Origin of the sequence: Thermaerobacter sp. FW80 (assembly GCF_004634385.1) — a bacterium.
Taxonomy (GTDB): Bacteria; Bacillota; Sulfobacillia; order Thermaerobacterales; family Thermaerobacteraceae; genus Thermaerobacter; species Thermaerobacter composti.
In genome coordinates this window covers 985685-1003386 of the sequence record NZ_CP037895.1, presented here as the reverse complement: position 1 = coordinate 1003386, position 17702 = coordinate 985685, and the positions used below count along the sequence as shown (strand labels likewise).

11 protein-coding genes are annotated in these 17702 nt (G+C 77.7%); all 11 read right to left on the bottom strand.

What is annotated here, in order from left to right:
• Positions 1-104: 104 nt before the first annotated feature.
• Positions 105-1238, bottom strand: coding sequence for a ribose 5-phosphate isomerase B (gene rpiB, locus E1B22_RS13835; RefSeq protein ID WP_135224704.1), 1134 nt, complete (start codon positions 1236-1238; stop codon positions 105-107).
• Complete coding sequence (locus tag E1B22_RS04355) at positions 1207-2502, bottom strand: L-threonylcarbamoyladenylate synthase (RefSeq protein ID WP_135224703.1); 1296 nt, start codon at positions 2500-2502, stop codon at positions 1207-1209. The genes rpiB and E1B22_RS04355 overlap by 32 nt, the downstream gene beginning before the upstream one ends.
• Positions 2490-3563: a peptide chain release factor N(5)-glutamine methyltransferase gene (gene prmC, locus E1B22_RS04350; protein ID WP_135224702.1), complete on the bottom strand. Its 1074-nt coding sequence runs from the start codon at positions 3561-3563 to the stop codon at positions 2490-2492. Before prmC ends, E1B22_RS04355 begins: the two co-directional genes overlap by 13 nt.
• Before the next feature lies 1 nt (position 3564).
• On the bottom strand, positions 3565-4635 hold the full coding sequence (prfA, locus tag E1B22_RS04345) for a peptide chain release factor 1 (RefSeq protein WP_371413493.1): 1071 nt from the start codon (positions 4633-4635) through the stop codon (positions 3565-3567).
• Between the two features lie 105 nt (positions 4636-4740).
• Positions 4741-5823, bottom strand: coding sequence for a DUF1385 domain-containing protein (locus tag E1B22_RS04340; RefSeq protein WP_135224700.1), 1083 nt, complete (start codon positions 5821-5823; stop codon positions 4741-4743).
• A 5-nt stretch (positions 5824-5828) separates the two neighbouring features.
• Complete coding sequence (gene rpmE, locus E1B22_RS04335; protein WP_135224699.1) at positions 5829-6068, bottom strand: 50S ribosomal protein L31; 240 nt, start codon at positions 6066-6068, stop codon at positions 5829-5831.
• A 541-nt stretch (positions 6069-6609) separates the two neighbouring features.
• A complete protein-coding gene (locus E1B22_RS04330; RefSeq protein WP_207669921.1) occupies positions 6610-7311 on the bottom strand; it encodes a M23 family metallopeptidase in 702 nt (233 codons plus the stop codon).
• An 83-nt stretch (positions 7312-7394) separates the two neighbouring features.
• On the bottom strand, positions 7395-8633 hold the full coding sequence (gene rho / locus E1B22_RS13120) for a transcription termination factor Rho (RefSeq protein WP_243123828.1): 1239 nt from the start codon (positions 8631-8633) through the stop codon (positions 7395-7397).
• A 1984-nt stretch (positions 8634-10617) separates the two neighbouring features.
• Complete coding sequence (fsa, locus tag E1B22_RS04320) at positions 10618-11292, bottom strand: fructose-6-phosphate aldolase (RefSeq protein WP_135224698.1); 675 nt, start codon at positions 11290-11292, stop codon at positions 10618-10620.
• Entirely contained in the window at positions 11226-15545 is a 4320-nt protein-coding gene (locus E1B22_RS04315) for a S8 family serine peptidase (protein ID WP_135224697.1), read from the bottom strand. Before E1B22_RS04315 ends, fsa begins: the two co-directional genes overlap by 67 nt.
• Positions 15502-17370, bottom strand: a complete 1869-nt coding sequence (locus E1B22_RS04310; protein ID WP_135224696.1) for a hypothetical protein — start codon at positions 17368-17370, stop codon at positions 15502-15504. The genes E1B22_RS04315 and E1B22_RS04310 overlap by 44 nt, the downstream gene beginning before the upstream one ends.
• Positions 17371-17702: the final 332 nt, after the last annotated feature.

Genomic DNA, 17702 nt, shown 5'->3' with positions numbered 1-17702 from the left:
GCCGGACGGCCCGCCGTCCCCCAGGATTGTAGAGCCCGCCGCCGACCGCCGTCAAAGGAACGGACCAGGCGCGCTGCGATCCTTTGCCAGCCGGCGTCGGCCCGTCATCCCTCGCGCGCTGGGCTGCCGGGCGTCGCCTGCGGATGCGCGCCGGCGCCCGCGGCGCCCGTGAAGCCCTCCCCTTGCAGGAATTCACGCTCCATCGTCGCGATCTTGTCGAGGCGGCGCTGGTGGCGCCCGCCCGCGAAGGGCGTCTCCAGCCAGGTGGCCACGATCTCCCGGGCCATGCCGGGGCCCACCACCCGCGCGCCCAGCGTGAGGACGTTGCTGTCGTTGTCCTGCCGGGTGAGCCGCGCGGAGTACGGTTCGGTGCAGCACGCCGCCCGGATGCCCGGCACCTTGTTGGCGGCGATGGCCATCCCGATGCCGGTGCCGCAGATCAACACGGCGCGGTCCGCCTCGCCCGCGATCACCTTGGCGCAGGCCGCGCGGGCGTAATCCGGGTAGTCGCAGGAGGCGCGATCGTGGGTGCCGACGTCGATCACCTCGATGCCGCGTTCCTCCAGGAAGGCGATGAGCTCGCGCTTGAGGTCGAACCCGGCATGGTCGCTGCCGATGGCGACCCGCAGCGGCCGCCCGCCGACCGCCGGGGCCGGGATCGGCTGCGGGATGGCCTGCGCCTCCTCGGAGGACGCCGATCGGCCCTCCGCGGCGTCCAGCGCGGCCCGGGGACCCTCCCCCTCGCTCCCGGTCCCCCGCCCGCCCGTGGCCGCCGCGGCGATCCGGCGGGCCAGCATCGCCGCTTCGCGCCGCAGCTGGCGGGCCAGGATCTGGTAGTCGGCCAGCCCCTGGCCGATGGGATCGGGGACGTCCGCGTCGGCCAGCGGCGAGCCGGCCGCCCATTCGCGCCAGAGGGCCACCCGCTCCGCCACCGCCGGGAAGCGGCGGCGCAGTTCGTCGGCCTGGGCGCGGGTCATCGCCAGGATCAGGTCGGCTGCGGCCACGGCCGCCTCGTCCAGGGGACGGCTGCGATGCTCCGCCAGGGACAGCCCGTCCCGCGCCACCGCCTCCTGGGCCTCGGCCGCGGCGGGCAGGCCGGGCACGGCATGCAGCCCCGCCGACTCCACGCGCACGCCCGGGGCGCCCGCCTCGGCCAGGGCCTGCCGCAGATAGGCCGCCGCCATGGGACTGCGACAGGTGTTGCCGCTACAGACCACCAGCACCGTGTCGATCCCCACCGCCAGGCACCTCCCCTCCTGCCGCCGCCTTGCGCAGGCGGTTCATGACGGCGCGGCCCAGCCCCACCTCGGGGACCGCCAGGGCGAGGACGCGCGTCGCCCCGACGGCGTCGGCCGCGCGCAGCGCCCGGAACAGGCGGCGGGCCTGCTCCTCGGGGCGGCGGCGCGGCCCCAGGTCCAGGGCGACGACCTCGCCCTGCGGCGGTCGGGTCGCGGCCGTCGTCTCGCCTGGACCGCCGGTCGCGCCGTCCGATCCCGTCGCCCCGCCGGCGTGACGCCCGGAGCCCCCCTCCGTCGCCCCGGCACCGCGAACCCGCCGAGCCGCGGCGGCCTCGCGGCCCGCCCCGCCGGCGGGCGCCGGTTCCTCCCACGGATCGAGCACCGCCGCCGCCACCCGCGCCTCCGCCAGCAGCGCCTCCAGGTCCTCGCGGCAGCCGATCACCGCCACCCGCTCCCCCTGCCCCAGCCAGCGGCGCAGGGTCGACACGGCCGCCCCGGGCCCCTCCGCCAGCACCAGCGGGGCCTCGGGTGCGTAGTGGCGGTACTTCATGCCCGGCGCCGGCGCCGCGGCGCCGGCGGCCAGCGCCGGGGGCGGGGCGAGCCCGACCCCGAGGACCTCCTCGATCGCCTCCACCGGCAGCCCGCCGGGGCGCAGGAGGCGGGGCGGCCAGACGGTGACGTCGACCACCGTGCTCTCCACGCCCACGGGCACCGGTCCCGCATCCAGCAGCATGTCCAGGTGCGGCCCCAGGTCGGCCCACACGTCGTCGGCCCGGGTGGGGCTGGGCCGCCCCGAGCGGTTGGCGCTGGGCGCCGCCACGGGGGTGCCCGCCGCCGCGATCAACGCCCGGGCGACGGGGTGGCTCGGGCACCGCACCGCCACGGTGGGCAGCCCCGCCCGCACCGCCGCGGGGACCGCCGGCCCCGCGGGCAGCACCAGGGTGAGCGGACCCGGCCAGAACCGCACCACCAGGCGGCGGGCGGCCTCGGGCCACCGGGCGACCACGGGGGGGCCCGCCTGTTCCGGTCCCGTCACGTGCACGATCAACGGGTTGTCCGGCGGCCGGCCCTTGGCGGCGAAGATCCGCGCCACCGCCTGGGGGTTGAGGGCGTCCGCCCCGAGGCCGTAGACCGTCTCCGTGGGGAAGGCGACCAGGCCGCCCGCGCGCAGGAGCGCCCCGGCCCGCCGGATGATGGCCGCGTCGGCCTCCGCGTCGGCGCCGAGCCGCACCCAGGCCGCCGGCCTGCCGCTCATCCCGGCCATCGGGCCGCCACCACCCGCGGGATCCCGGCCAGGTCGGGCCACTGGCGGACGCACCGGCCGCCCGCCGCACCCAGCAGCTCCTGCACGGCGGGCGCCTGCCCGGCACCCACCTCGAGGAAGATCCAGCCCCCCGGCGCCAGCAGCCGGACGGCCCCCGGGATCAGCCGCTGGTAGGCCTCTAGGCCCGTGGTCCCGGGGGTCAGGGCCAGGTGCGGCTCGTACCGACGCACCTCCGCCTGCAGCCGCGGGAGCTCCGCGGCCGCCACGTAGGGCGGGTTGCTGACGACCGCCGCCAGCTTGCCCGCCCAGCCCGCCGCCAGCAGGGGTTGCGCCCAGTCGCCCAGGTAGAGGCGGACGCGGTCGGCCACGCCGTGGTGCGCGGCATTCTCCCGCGCCACCTTGAGGGCGGCGGGGGCGCAGTCCGTCGCCAGCACCGTCCAGGCGGGCCGCTCCGCCGCCAGGGTCACCGCGATGACGCCGGTCCCCGTCCCCAGATCCGCCACCACCGCCGGCTCGGCCGGCAGCGTGCGCAGCACCGCCTCGACCAACACCTCGGTCTCGGGACGCGGGATCAGGGTCGCCGGCGTCACCCGGAAGGTCCGGCCGTAGAACTCGCTGCGCTGCAGGATGTAGGCCACGGGTTCGCGCCGCGCCCGGCGCAGGACGTACTGGACGAACCGGCACCACGCGGCCGGCGGCAGGAACCGCTCGGGCTCCGCCAGCACCCGGGCGCCGGGGAGGGCCAGCGCCGCACCCAGGAGGACCCGGGCCGAGGCCCGGGCCTCGTCGGCGTCGAGCCCGGCGTGCACGAGGAAGCCCCGGGCCCACGCCAGGGCCTCGCCCACCCGCTGCGGGCGGGCCGGCGGCAGCCCCGGCGCCGGGGGACCCTCCCCCGAGGCACCGACGGGGCTGGCCCCTCCCGCCGGCCGCCCACCGGCAAGGCCGCCGTCGCCCTCGGACCGCGGCGCCGGCCTGGGCGGCGCCGCGGGTGCCGCGCCCGCGGGCGCCGCGCCCCGCCGCCCGGGGCCAGGGGACGCCGGTTCGTCCGGGTTCGCCGGCATGTCAGCTCACCGCCTCGCCCAGGCGCACCTGCTCGTCGTGGGCGGCCAGGGCGTCCAAAAGCTCGTCCAGGTCGCCGTCCATGATCTCCTGCAGCCGGTAGAGGGTCAGGCCGATGCGGTGGTCGGTCACGCGGTTCTCGCGGAAGTTGTACGTGCGGATCTTCTCGCTGCGCTCGCCCGTCCCCACCTGGGACCGCCGCTGCTGGGAGAGCTCCTCCTGCTGGCGGCGCGTGTAGTGGTCCAGCAGCCGGGCGCGCAGGATCTTCATCGCCCGCGCCCGGTTCTTGTGCTGGGAGCGCTCGTCCTGGCAGGTGACCACGATGCCCGTGGGCTTGTGGGTGATGCGCACCGCCGACTCGGTCTTGTTGACGTGCTGCCCCCCGGGGCCGCTGGCCGCGAAGGTGTCGATCTCCAGGTCGTCGGGGTCGATCTGCACCTCGACCTCCTCGGCCTCGGGCAGCACCGCCACCGTCGCCGTGGAGGTGTGGATGCGACCCCCCGCCTCCGTCACCGGCACGCGCTGGACCCGGTGGACGCCGCTCTCGTACTTGAGACGGCTGAAGGCGCCGCGCCCGCTGACGGCGAAGATGACCTCCTTGAACCCGCCCAGGTCGCTCTCGGTGGCGGCCATGACCTCGGTGCGCCACCCCTGCCGCTCGGCGTAGCGCTGGTACATGCGGAAGAGATCGCCGGCGAAGAGGGCGGCCTCCTCGCCGCCGGCGCCCGCCCGGATCTCCATGATCACGTCCCGCCCATCCCGCGGGTCCCGGGGCAGCAGCAGGCGGCGCAGGGTGCGCTCCAGCTCCTGGCGTTCCGCCTCGAGGCGCTCCACCTCACCGCTCAGGTAGGCGTGCTCCTCGGGGTCGTCGGTCTCCCGGAGGAGGGCCCGCGCCGCCTCCAGATCGGCGTGCACCGCCTGCCAGCGCCGGTAGGCCTCGACCAGCGGCTCCAGCTCCCCCCGCTCCTGGGCCAGCGGCTGCCACCGGCGCGGGTCGGCCGCCACCTCCGGGTCGGCCAGGTCCCGCTCCAGCCGGTCGAACCGGTCCAGACGCGCGATCAGCGCCTGCCGCAGAGCGCCGGGCAGGTCCGGCAGCGGCCGTCCCTCCCGCTCGGCGGCGGCGCCATCGGCGCGATCGGGCCGGGACCGTTCGCGAGCCGCGTCGGCGTCCATGGCGACTCACCTCGGGGCAGCGCCCGTCGAGACCGCCGATGCTCCGCCCGGTGCGGCGGCGCCGGCGGCAGCCGGCACCGCCGCCGGGACGTGGGCCGCGGCGGGCAGGCACGCCTTCAGGGCCGCCAGCGCCACCTCCAGCTGGTCCAGGCTGGGTTCCGCGGTGGTCAGCCGCTGGAGCCAGAGGCCGGGGGCAGCCATCCACCGCGCCCAGGCGCGGTCGCTCCGGGCCGCCCATAGGATCCCCTCGTAGGCGAGCCCCGCCACCACCGGCACCGACGCCAGGCGCAGCAGGGTCCGCTCCCAGAACCCCGGCCAGCCGAAGAGGGTGTGGACCAGCACGGCCACCACGGCCACGAAGAGCAGGAAGGCCGTGCCGCAGCGGGGATGGAAACGCGAAAAGCCCTGGGCGACGGCGGGCTCCAGCGGGGCGCCCGCCTCCAGGGCGTGGATCGCCTTGTGCTCGGCCCCGTGGTACTGGTAGACGCGCCGGATGTCGGGGATGCGGCCGATGGCCACGAGGTAGCCCACCAGCAAGGCCAGCCGGACGATCCCCTCCACCACGTTGCGGGCCACCTCGCCCGTGGCCAGCCGCGCCGCGACCCCCGTGGGCAGCACGACGAACAGGCCCAGGCCCGCCGCCACGGCCAACCCGTTGACGGCCGTCACCCACCACGGGTCGCCGACCGCCCTGCCCCGGCTCGCGCCCGCCGCGGTCGCGGCCGCGACGGCTGGGCCGCCCGCGGAATGGCACCCGCCCTGCCCCGGGGCGGAGGCGGCGGAGGCGGGATCCCCCTCGCGCGCCGTCGCGGCGGAGGAACCGGCCCCTGCGGGGGCCGGTTCCTCCGCCAGCCGGGCCGACTCGTTGAGGGCCTGGATGCCGATCACCAGCGCCTCCGCCAGCGCGGCGGCGCCCCGGATCACCGGCCACCCCAGCCAGCGCCGGCGCGCCGCGTAGGCCGTATGGGAGCGCACCGTGACGTGGATGGATCCGTCGGATCGCCGCACGGCCAGGGCGATCCGCCCGGCCCCCCGCATCATGACGCCTTCGATCACGGCCTGGCCGCCGAAGCGCTCGCGCAGCTCCATGCGTCTCAGCGCCGACCGGCGCCGGCACCGGCCCGCTCCTGGGCCTGGTAGCGCTCGTACTTGCGGCGGAACCGCTCCACGCGACCCCCGGTCTCGACGATGCGCTGCGTGCCGGTGTAGAAGGGGTGGCACTGGGCGCAGACGTCGACCCGCAGGTTCTCGCGCGTGGAGCCCACCTCGTACACGGCTCCGCAGGCGCAGGTGATGGTGGTCCGCTTGTACTCCGGATGGATGCCCGGCTTCATCGACGTCACCCCATTGCCCCGGGTCGGGTCGCCCCGTTGCCCCGGGATCCGAGCCCGTGGGACGGCGGCGCCGCGGCGTTCCCCCTGGCGGCGCACCGGGGACACACCAGCAGATTATAGCACCAAGGCCGCCGGCCCACCACCGCACCTTGCACGGGCCGCGCAGGGTTTCACGCGCCGGGCAGGTCTCCTCTCCCCGAGGTGTCCGCCCTCCGGGTGCACCCGCCGGTTCCCCCGCCGCACCCGCCAGCCGGCATCGCGCTCGGGCGCGGGCACGGGCGAATCGCAGGCGTCCCCGGGTGGCGTCCCCGGGTCGGGTGCCCTCCGTCGACCCTCAGCAGGTGCACCGTCCGGTGCACGTCCAGCGGGCGTCCCAGCGGATCCCCTCACGGGGCGCGTCCCAGCAGGTCCCCTGACGGGATGCACCGGCCATGCCGCGAGGCCGAGGGGGCCGCTGAGCCCCTCGGGTCCACCCTCGGGTGCGCCATCCCGCGGACCCGATGGGACCAGCCGCCGATCGCCCGCCTACGGGATCAGGCGTCTACCGCCCGCCTGCCACGGCGCCGTCGCCCCGCGCCGCGCCGGGACGCCCGTTGCCGCCCGCCGCGGCCGGCGCCCCTCGGTACCAGGACGGGTCCAGCCACGCCAGCGGGTCGTGGAAGCCTCCCGGGACGCGGACCTCCAGGTGGAGGTGGGGTCCGGTGGCGTTGCCCGTCGCCCCGACGCGCCCGATCCGTTGGCCGCGGTCCACCCGCTGGCCGGGTTCCACCGTCACCGCCGCCAGGTGCCCGTAGAGGGTGCTCCATCCCCCCGGGTGCACCACCTCCACGGCCAGCCCGTAGGCGCCGCGCCAGCCCGCCTGGACGACCACGCCCCGCCAGACGCTCCGCACCGGCGTCCCCTCGGGGACCGCCAGGTCGACGCCGTGGTGCCAGCGGCCGTCCCGGGGGCCGAACCGGGAGGTCAAGGTGGCCACCGCCTCCAGCGGCGGCGCCCAGCGGGAGGGCGGGGGGATGGCGGCGCGGGACGAACCGGCCCCGCGGCCCTCGCCGGCCGCGTCGGCCGCCGGGGGTCGGCCGGCGGCCGACGCGGGCGCCACCGGCGGCGACGGGGGCGACCTCCGCCGGGCGTGGAGAGCAACCTCCTCCCCGGCGGCAGCCGGCCACCGGGCGACCACCATGCCGAGCCACGCGGCCAGGAGCACCGCGTTGATGCGACGCAACCAGCACTGGGCCGCTGCCAAGGCCACCACCTCGTGGGCCAGGACACGAGGGGGAGTTTGGCTGACGGCGTCCGTGCCTATGCGCCCTGGCCTATGCGCCCTGGTCAGGCCCGGTGGTGTTCCTTGATCTGGGCGATGAACTCCGCGTTGGAACGGGTCTTGCGCAAGCGCTCGATGAGCTTCTCGAGGATCTCCGCCGGGTCGCGGTCGCCCATGGAGCGCCGCAGCGCCCACATGATCTCCTGCTCGTCCTTGCTGAGCAGCAGCTCCTCGCGTCGCGTCCCCGACCGCTTGATGTCGATGGCGGGGAAGATCCGCCGCTCCGCCAGCCGGCGGTCCAGGTGCAGCTCCATGTTGCCCGTGCCCTTGAACTCCTCGTAGATGACGTCGTCCATCTTGCTGCCCGTGTCGATCAGGGCCGTGGCGATGATGGTCAGGCTGCCGCCCTCCTCGATGTTGCGCGCCGCGCCGAAGAAGCGCTTGGGCTTGTAGAACGCGGCGGGATCGAGGCCGCCGGAGAGGGTGCGACCGCTGGGCGGCGTCACCAGGTTGTGGGCCCGGGTCAGTCGCGTCAGGCTGTCCAGCAGGATCACCACGTCGCGCCCGTGCTCGACCAGCCGCTTCGCCCGCTCCAGCACCATGTCGGCCAGCTTGACGTGGTTCTCCGGCGTCTGGTCGAAGGTGGAGCTCAGCACCTCGCCCCGCACCGAGCGCTCCATGTCCGTGACCTCTTCCGGCCGCTCGTCGATGAGCACGACCATGAGGACCACGTCGGGGTAGTTGTGGGCGATGCCGTTGGCGATCTGCTTGAGCAGCACGGTCTTGCCCGCCTTGGGCGGGGCCACGATCAGGCCGCGCTGGCCCTTGCCGATGGGCGCCACCAGGTCGATCAGCCGCTGCGCGATGCTGCCGCCCGGCGTCTCCAGGGTCAGGCGCTCGTTGGGGAAGATGGGCGTCAGACCCTCGAAGTGCAGCCGGTCGCGGGCCAGCTCGGCGTCCATGCCGTTGACGGCCTCGACCCGGAGCAGGGCGAAGTACCGCTCGTTGTCCTTCGGCGGGCGCGCCTGGCCGGAGACCATGTCGCCGGGTCGCAGGTCGAACCGGCGGATCTGGGACGGGGAGACGTAGATGTCTTCCTTGCTGGGCAGGTAGTTGATGGGCCGCAGGAACCCGAACCCCTCGGGCATGATGTCCAGCAGGCCCTCGGCCCACAGGAGCCCGTCCTTCTCCGTGCGGGCCTTGGCGATCTCGAAGATCAGCTCCTGCTTGCGCATGGAGCTGTAGTAGGGGATGTCCAGCTCGCGCGCCAGGGCGTACAGCTCCTTCAAGGTCATCTGCTCCATCTCGCGGATGTCGAGGCGGCCGTTCCCCTGCCGACCGCGGGCGGATGCGACCTGTCCGCGCGCACCCCGGACCGCCGCCTCGCCGTCGGCATCGGCCGCGGTCGCCGGCCCCGGCCCCGTCGTCCCGAGCGATTCCGCGCCCGCGGCACCGTCCACGCGCTCCCCCGCGCTGGCGGGCGTCGGGGGCGCCGCCTCGACGGCCGTCGCGCCGACACCCCTGGGCTCGCCGGCGCCGGCATCCCCCTCGCCGGAAGCGGCCGGCTCCAGGGCGCCTCTTGACGGTGGCGACACCTCCACCCCTCCTTCGCGCGCCTCGCGCACCACCCGCCGGTCCGCCGCGGCGTCACCGGTCCCCTCGGCGCGGCGACGCCCCCGGGCGACGGCGCCGGCGGTCCCGCCCACGCCGCCCGATCCCTCGGACACCGCCTGGGCCGCGCCCGCCTGGAGGCTGCCGCTCTCCGTAGACGCCGCGGTTCCCCGCCGCCAGGACCGGGCCCGCGGCGAAACGGCGCCCGTCGCCCGGCTCCGCCGCCCCGCGTCCGGCCCCTCCGCGCCGCGCTGCAGCGTCCCCTGGGCGCGCTGCGGAGCCCCCGCGGCCGCGGTCGCACCCTCCCTCTGGCCGAAGGGCCGCGTCGCCTGGGCTGCCGCGGCGTCGCGCACCGCCGAGGGGGAGGGGGAAGGGGCAGGCCCAGAACCCAGCCGCTGGTGGTCCCCCGGCACGGTCCGGGCGTCGGATGCCATCGCCGCCCCGGGCACCGGGCCCGTCTCCACCGCCGGGATCGGCTGCGCCGCCTCCGGCGCTCCCGCCGCCTCCAGCCCCTCCGACGGCGGCAGCGGTCCGGTCCCGGATCCGGCGACGGCCAGGTCGTCCTGGGATGCTGCGGTGGCCGCGCTGGGCCGGTCCGAGGCGGCGGCCGACGGCGCCGGCGGTTGCGGGTGGGCCGGAGGTTCCGTCCCCCCGGCGGCATCGGGCCGGTCTCCGCCGGGTATCGCCGCCGGGCCCGTCGGTCCCGGGGCCGCCTCGTCCGGCCCGCCTGCCGATGGTGCCTCCTCCGCCGGGGTCGGGCTGGCGGCCGTCGTCCCCGCGGCCGGCGCCGGCGACGCCTCGGCGGCCACCTCTCCGGCAGCCGACGGCGCGGGGGCGGTCGTCTCGGCGGCGGCCGACGCCCCCCGGCTGCGCCGGCCGCGGCGGGTAGCGGTGCTGGCCGCGCGGCGCCGCCCCCCGGTGCGCCGGGTCGCCGGCTCCGGTCCGGCGGCGGTGTCGGCCGCGTCCCCCGTCGCGGCGGTCTCGGGGGCGGCGGACGCAGCCCCTTCGGTCCGGTCCGCGGCGACCCGCCCCGCCTCCGCCGGCGCCCCCGGCGTCGCGGCCGCGGCGTCGGGCGCCCCTGAGGGCGGCTCGCCCTCGCCGGACGAACCGGCTCCACCGGCCGGTTCGTCCCGCCGGTCGACGGCTCCGTCGCCGGTCGCCGCGTCGGGCTGCGCCGCGGCCGGGGTGCCCACCGCCTCGCCCGCGGCGGTGCGCGTGCGGGATCTACGCGTACGGGTTGAGCGAGAACGCGTCGTCGAACGGGATTCGGCTGTGTCCGACAAAGAGGTCACCTTCCCTTAGGCGGGCATGGACCCTGGCTGGTGAATCTTGGGCTGCGTCTGGGGGAGGAGGAGGCCAACCATAAGGATTGCGTCGGCGGTGACGGCCTATGCGCCGCTCCTGGCGCCCACGCTGCACCCCGCATGGCGCCTTCACCGCTAGCATGCGCCAAGAGTATAGCAGCGACGCCGCTCGCCGTCAAGGCGACCAAGCCGCCGCCCGGGCCCTTCGCCGCCCCGCGGGGCGGCGAAGGGCCCCGATCTGCCACCCTCTTCGGCCCGGGGCCGGCACCGGCGGCACCCCGCGGGGCCGCTCGGCCGCGGCCGCCTGCACCCCTTCCGCGGCGCGCCGCCGCCAGCCGGCGCCATCGCCATCCCGGCGCCGCCCGCCCCCCGCTCACCGGCGCGCGGCCGCCGCCTCGGTCTCGCCCTTGCGCGCCGCCTCCCAGTCCGCCAGGAAGCGGGCCAGGCCCGCGTCGGTCAGCGGGTGGCGCATCAGTTGCTCCAGCACCGCCATGGGCATGGTGGCGATGTCGGCGCCGACCCGGGCCGCAGCGATGACGTGACGCGGATGGCGGATGCTGGCCGCCAGCACCCGCGTGCTCAGCCGCTGGGCCCGGAAGATGGCGACGATCTCCTCCACCAGGCCGATCCCGTCCTCGCCGACGTCATCCAGCCGTCCCACGAAGGGACTGACGAAGGTCGCCCCGGCCCGCGCGGCGAGCAGCGCCTGCCCGGGCTGGAAGACCAGGGTGACGTTGACGCGGATGCCCTCGCGGGCGAGCCGGTGCGTCGCCTCCAGCCCCGCCGGCGTCATCGGCACCTTGACGACGATGTTGTCGGCCAGCGACGCCAGATGGCGTCCCTCCCGCACCATCCCCTCGGCGTCGGTGGCGATCACCTCGGCGCTGACCGGACCGGGGACCAGCTGGGCGATGGTCTTGAGCACCGTCTCCGGGTCGCCCCCGGCGCGGGCCATCAGCGTCGGGTTGGTCGTGACGCCCGTCACCACGCCCCACGCCGTGGCCCGCCGGATCTCGTCGACCTGCGCGGTGTCGAGGAAGATCTCCATCGGTGATCCGCTCCTTCGCGCTGATGCTTCGGGCTCGCTCCCCGGCTTCCTGCCGACGCGGCGCCTCTCCCCGACCGTCGGCCCGGCGGAGACGCCGCCCCCGGCGGCGGGAGGCGGCCCGGCAGGTCCAGGTGCTGCACGCTCTCCTCCTGCGCTCCCAGCACGCGCACCGTCAGGGTGCCGGCGCGGCCGTCCCACGGCACCGTCACATGGCCTCCCGCCGTGGTGTACAGGCGACCGTCGACGACGAGGCTGGCGTCACGCCACCTCCCATCGGTGCGGTCGCGCACCACCAGCGTGATGCCACCGCCCTCCCCGCCGCCCGGGGGCGGTGACACCGCCGTCACCACCAGGCGGGGCGGGCCGCGGCGCACGTGGACGGGCAGCGAGCCGGCGATGCCGCCCCCTTCGTCCAGCAACACCAGGTAGCCGGTGGGCTCGCGGCTGCCTGGCGGCACGTCGACGCTGGCGACGAGGCGCGTCGCCTCGCCCGCCGCCAGGTCCACGGAACCCGCCGGGACCCGCAAGGACCCGTCGGCGGTGAATCGCCGCACCACCAGGGGGATCGCCATGGGCTCCGCGCTGGCGCCCACACCCTCCGCCTCCTCGCCAGGCGGCGCGACGCCCGCCGCCTCCAGCTCCACCACGGCATAGTACCGTCCCGGAGCCGGTTCGACCACCGTCACGGCGGTCCCGCCGCCGTCGCCCACCGGCTCCGCCGCCCCGCCGTCCAGCCGGTAGAGATAGAGGCGGGGGCGCCACCCCGACCGCGGCGGCGGCCCGACCTCCACCGCCAGCAGCGCCGTGCCCTCCGCCACCTGGAGCCGATGGGGCTCGGGCTCGCCAGCCTGCACGGTCACCCGCGCCCGCTCCTCGACAGGCGGCACCGCGGCGGCTGCGGCGGGGTCCGCAGGATCCGCAGGCCCCGGCGAGGCGGTCGCCCATCCCAGGCCGGCCACCCGTCCCCGCACCGCGCGGCCCAGGGCCTCGACGACCACCGGCTGCCACAGCCGTCCCCCACCGGCCGATGCCGCCAGCTCGAGGGCGGCCGGGTGCCAGCGGACCCCCTCGGCCGTCACCGTGACCCGAAAGCCCATGGGATCCCCTGCCGCCGCGGCGGGCGAGAGGGTGGAGAAGGACAGGTCCACCTCCCAGACCCCCGGTGCAGGCGACGGGACGGACACGGTCCACGCCGGCAGCTGGCGCCCCCCGATGAGGCGGCCCACATCGCCGGCGCTGTCCCGCACCCGGGCGCCCCCCGGCGCGAAGACCCACGCGTTCAGGCTGCCGGCCTCCTGGGCCACCCCTTCGGGTCCGGGGCCGTCGACCGCGGTGGAGGCGGCGCCTTCGCCGACCCCCTCGACGCGGAACGCGAGCCGGGTGATCCCGGGCGGCACCTCGACGAAGACGCGCTCCACCTGGCCCGGGGCGACGGCGCCCTCGACCTCGAGGTGGCCGCCCTCCAGCCGGTGGGGGCGGACGAAGGCCTGGAGCACGCCCAGGGGCGGTCCCTCCCCGCCGTGGAGCCGGGCCAGCGCGTCGTACAGGCCGGGGCGGTCGGGCAACCGGTAGGCGACGGGCAGATACAGCCCTTGGCCGCCGGGATAGGGCATGGGGCCGGGGAACGAGGCCCACGGGGGGACGCCGGCCCAGCGCCCCTCGATGGGGCGGGCCCCCTGGTGGCGGACGACCAGGTGCAGGACCCCCGGCGGGACGCCGTCCCAGAAGATGCCGCGGTACGGCCTGCCGCGATGGACCCACTGCACCGACCAGCCGGACGAACCGGCCCCCGCCGTGGCCAGCATCGCCGCGGCGCGAAGGCCGTCGGGCCGCCCGAAGCCCTGGACCGTGGCCGGTACGCCGGCCAGCGGGCGGGCCGTGGCCTGGAGGATGGGCCCGAGGCGGGCAGCCGTCAGACCGGGCACCTCGCGACGGCCCCCCTCCAAGAGCAGCGCAGCCAGGCCGGCCACGTAGGGCACGGCGACGCTGGTCCCCTCGTCGGGCGCCAGGCCTGCAGGCCAGCGGTGCGCCTCGCCGGAGGGAACCAGGGCATACGTGACCCCCGGGCCGACCAGCGAAGGCGCCGGCGTCCCGTCGGCCGCCGGGCCCGCGGCGCTGTAGGGCAGCGGCCGCTGCCCCGCCGCGTCGCCCAGCAACGCCGCGGCGGCCTCCGGCAGGTAGGCCCCGACCACCAGGCCGGCGTCCGCCGGCAGCGGCAGGGCGGTGTGCAGCCCCGGCCCGCCGTTGCCGGCCGCCAGCACGGGCAGCACCCCGCGTGCCATCGCCTGCCGCAGCAGGCGTTCGGTCACCGGCAGTTGCTCGACGGGGGCGGTGCTCTCCGCGCTCAGGCTGATGACGTCGGCCCCGTGGGCGATCGCATGGTCCACGGCGGCCAGGATCTGGCTCCAGTCACCCTGGCCGCGGCCGTCCAGGGCCTTGAGCACCAGCAGGCGGACGTCGGGCGCCACGCCCTGGTAGGCGGCGCCGCGGGCCGCCAGGATGGACGCCATGCGCGTCCCGTGGCCGTGGGCGTCGAAGCCGAAGTTCACCAGCCGCCCCTGCGGATCGACGGCCGTGACCACCAAGGCCGCCCCCCGGGCGCCGCCGGCCGCGGCGGACGAACCGGCCGACGCCGGGCGGTTCCCATCGGCCGCGGGCGGGGCAAGCCGCGCTACGCCGCCGCCCTGGGTCAATGGCCGCAACACCGGCTCCTCCGCCAGGTCCAGGTCGCCGTCGGCGTCCACCACCACGGCCAGGGTGGCGGCCTCCGCCGACGTCGGCGAGGCATCGCCCGCGCGGCGGTCGGTGATCCCGGGTCCATCCACCGTCCCGGCCCCGGTCGCAGGGTCGCGCGCCGGCGCGACGCCGTCGGCCGTGCCGGCCACGGCCGACGTGGTGCTGGGCAGCGACGCGATCGAGTCGCGCGCCGGCGCGACGGCGACGGCCGTGCCGGCCGCCCCGGCCCGAGGCGGAGCCGCAGCGGTGTCGGGGCGCCCGGTCGCCGGGTCGGTGCCCGGGCGGGCAAGGCTGGACTCCCGGTGGATGCCGTCCTCGGCCCGGCGGCTGGCCTCTTGCCCGACCGCCCCGGCCGCCATGGCGGCCGGGGCGGCGCCGGAGCCGCCCTGCCCGGCCGCCTTTCCCGCGCCGCCGGACGGCGGCGCGGGAAAGGCGGCGACCAGCCAGCGCTCCGTGGCCGTGCCACTGCCGTCGAGATCCGCGCCCGCGGGGCCGGCCTGCGCCTCGTCGAGCCAGCCCAGGTGAACCGGGTGGCCGGCGGCCGCCGCGGGCAGCCACACCTCCAGGCCATCCCAGCGCAGCCGAACCGCCGTGGCCCCGTCGCTTCGCATCTCCGCGCCGCCGGCTCGCCCCGCGGCACGCAGGAAGACGTCCCCCTCCGCGGCCCATGCCGGCCGCCGGCCGCCCTCCACCGCCGCCCCCGCGGCCTCCGCCGCCCCCGCCGCCCGCTGGGCGAAGGGGACCGGCGAGGTGAGGTCGACGTAGTCGACGATCTTCCCCCGTGGCCCGCCCACGGGTTGCAGCGCCGCCAGACCGGGGTCGACGCCGGTGTCGATCACCGCCACGGTCACGCCACGCCCCGTGAGGCCTCGGGCGGTGCGGAGGGCGGTGGCACCCAGGGCGTCCTGGTTCGCGCGGTGCAGGGCGAGCTCGAAGGGGAGGGGGCGGTCGCCTGGATCGACCGCGGCAGGCGGCGTGCTCGGGACGGCCACTGCCGCGGGCCCGTCGGCCTGGATCGCGGCGACCCAGGGCAGGAGGATGGGGACCGCCGTCGCCGGCACCGAGGCCACCAGCGCCTCGCTGGCCCCACCCGCCCACACGACCCGGCCGCCGTGCCGCCGCACGCCCTCGACCAGCTCCTGCGCCCTCCCGGGGCGCGGCCAGAGGATCAGCCGCAGCTCCCTCCCCTGCTCCAGCGCCTCGAGCCACCGCGCCCGCAGGCCGTCGCTCCAGCCCGCGGGCTGGGCGGCGGCCGTCTCACCGGCCGCGGCACCGCCCCATGGATCCCCCGGCCCCCGCGCCCTGAGGCCGCCCCCTGGGGCGGTCCCGCCGACGCCCTCGCGGGGCGGCAGCCCGGCGCCGACGGCCGTGGCCGTGACGGCAACCGCCAGCATCACCGCCAGCACCGCATGGCCGACGCGCCGCCCCCACCCGCTCAGGCCGGGGAGGTACGCGCACCGCCGGGTTCGAAGCCTACGGCTGCTCCGCACCTGGTGCACCCGCCCCCGCCTGCCCACGTCCCTGGATCTCCCGCAGCGCCGGGTCGACGGCAGCCGGGACCCCCGCGTCGCCCGGCGCGGCGGCTGCGGCGGTCCCCTGACCCCACGCCTCCACGTATCCAGCCACACCCGGCCGCCGCTGGCCGAGCGCTACGGCGTCACCGGGCCGGAGGTCGGCGAGCCGGCTCGGCCGACCATCCCGCAGGACCGCCGCGGCCGCGTCCACCGCCCACACCGTCGCGCCATGGGCCGTGCGCACCGCGATCACGCCGTGGAGGACGTCGACCCCTTCCACGATTCCCATCGCGGCGGCCCGCGTCGCCTGGAGGCGCCGCACCGCCCCCGTGGCGCGCCGGAGGTGGAGCACGACCCGGTCGCCTGGGCGCAGGGCGGCCAACCCCGCCGGCCGCGCGTTGAGGACCACCGGCGCATCGCCCTCCACCCGCAGCGTGACGGCCCCCGGCAGCCCACCGCCTGCGCCCCTTCTCCCCGGGCCAGACGGCGGTGACGGCGCCCAGGGGCTGGGCGGCCGGGTCAGCCCACCGGAGTCGGCGCGGGACAAGTCTGCATTCGAGGCCTGCTGCGGCCTTTGGCGTACCGCGGCGCCGGCCGCCCCGGCGGAAGGGGCGGTGGCGCCAGAGCCCGGCACCGCCCCTTCCGCCAGGGCGACGGCCACCGTGCGCGTCTCCCAGTCGACCCCTGTCATCGTCCCCGCCAGCACCCAGCGAAAGGCCTCGAGGTAGGACACCGAGACCATGGGCGCTGCCCCGCCGCCGCCGGGCTTGCCATCGACACCCGGGCGGCGGGGTAGCTCCGTCGGCGCCGCGCGCCAGCGGACCTCGTCGCCCGGCGTCAGGGCCCTCAAGAGGCTCGCCTCCCCGTTGCGGTAGACCGGTGTGCCGCGCGGCACCTCCAGCACCCACCGCAACGCGCCCGCATCCACCCACACGCGGCCGGCCTGCCGGTCGACCGCGGTCACGACCCCCTCGCCGTCGAACAGGCGTCCCGCACGCTCCAGCAGTTGGAGGTACCAGGTCATGGCCTCGCCGAGGGTCACGGCCTCCATGGCCTCGGCGGCACCGTCGCCGCCGGCACCTGCCGCGAGTCCCTCGGCGCCCGGCGCCCGTCGGCCGGCCGGCTCCGCCGACGCGCCATGCCCCGCGCCCTGGGCGGCGGTCCCCGTCGGCCGGGGGAACGGCGCCAGCACCGCCGCGGCGACGGCGTGCAGGTCGGCCCACGTCACGGCCTGGTCGGCGTTCACGGCGGTCCCCGCCGCGCCCCGGCCGGCGGGGACCGCCCAGGCCGGCGGGAGCCAGCCCATCCCCGCCGCCATCGCCAGGGCGATGGAGTCCGTCAACGGCTCGGGGGCGGGGCGCAGCAGCCCGCGGACCAGCCATCGCGCCAGCTCGCCGCGACGCACCGCCCGGTCGCGGGCACCGGCGGGCACCTCCCAGCCGCAGGCCCGCCACAAGGCGCGCGCCGCCAGCCACCGCCGGTCGTTGGCCGGCGACGGCGGAACCGGCGAGGGGGCGGCAGCGGGGGCATGCCCCACCGCCCGCTCCCCGCCACCGCCGCGGCCCGCCGGGTGCACGGCGGCCGCGACCGTGACCGGCGGTCCTGGGGGGCGCGGCAGCGCCGGCGCCTCTTGGTGCCGCGGGATGGCCGGCGAGGAGGGGCCCTGACCGGCGACGACGAGGGCGGCCGCCAGCACCACGAGGGCGGCGCCGATCGCGACGACCCGGGCCCGGCTCGCTCTCGCGCGTGAACACCGGTGGGTGACGCTCCGCCATCCCTGGGCCATCGCCCCCTGCCGTTCCGGCCGACGGGTACCGCGCACCGTCACCGTCCCTCTGGCGTCCTCCTTCGGGTCGTTGCTTCCTCCTGCGGACGGGTCGCCGGCAACCGCGTCACCTCCAAGGCGTTGTGCAAGGCGTTGCGCAAGGCGTTGCGCTGGCGTGCCGGCGACCCCCACTGCGCCGACGACTGGGGGGTGCGCCCGCCCCGCGACCTCGGGTGGCGTGACCGGCCGCCGCGGCCTGGTGGTCCCGCCGTCCTCTGCGCAGGCCGTCCCGCGCCGCGCTCGCGCGGGGTGCGGGCTGCGTCGCCCTGGGTCCCGTTTGGTCCGCCCCCGGGACGGGTGGCGCCGCCGCATCAAGACCGAGCCGTCGCGCCGCG

Coding starts and splice junctions, on each gene's coding strand:
- E1B22_RS04355 (WP_135224703.1), bottom strand. CDS start 2,502: ATGGCCGGGATGAGCGGCAGGCCGGCGGCCTGGGTGCGGCTCGGCGCC.
- prmC (WP_135224702.1), bottom strand. CDS start 3,563: ATGCCGGCGAACCCGGACGAACCGGCGTCCCCTGGCCCCGGGCGGCGG.
- E1B22_RS04340 (WP_135224700.1), bottom strand. CDS start 5,823: ATGGAGCTGCGCGAGCGCTTCGGCGGCCAGGCCGTGATCGAAGGCGTC.
- rpmE (WP_135224699.1), bottom strand. CDS start 6,068: ATGAAGCCGGGCATCCATCCGGAGTACAAGCGGACCACCATCACCTGC.
- rho (WP_243123828.1), bottom strand. CDS start 8,633: ATGGAGCAGATGACCTTGAAGGAGCTGTACGCCCTGGCGCGCGAGCTG.
- fsa (WP_135224698.1), bottom strand. CDS start 11,292: ATGGAGATCTTCCTCGACACCGCGCAGGTCGACGAGATCCGGCGGGCC.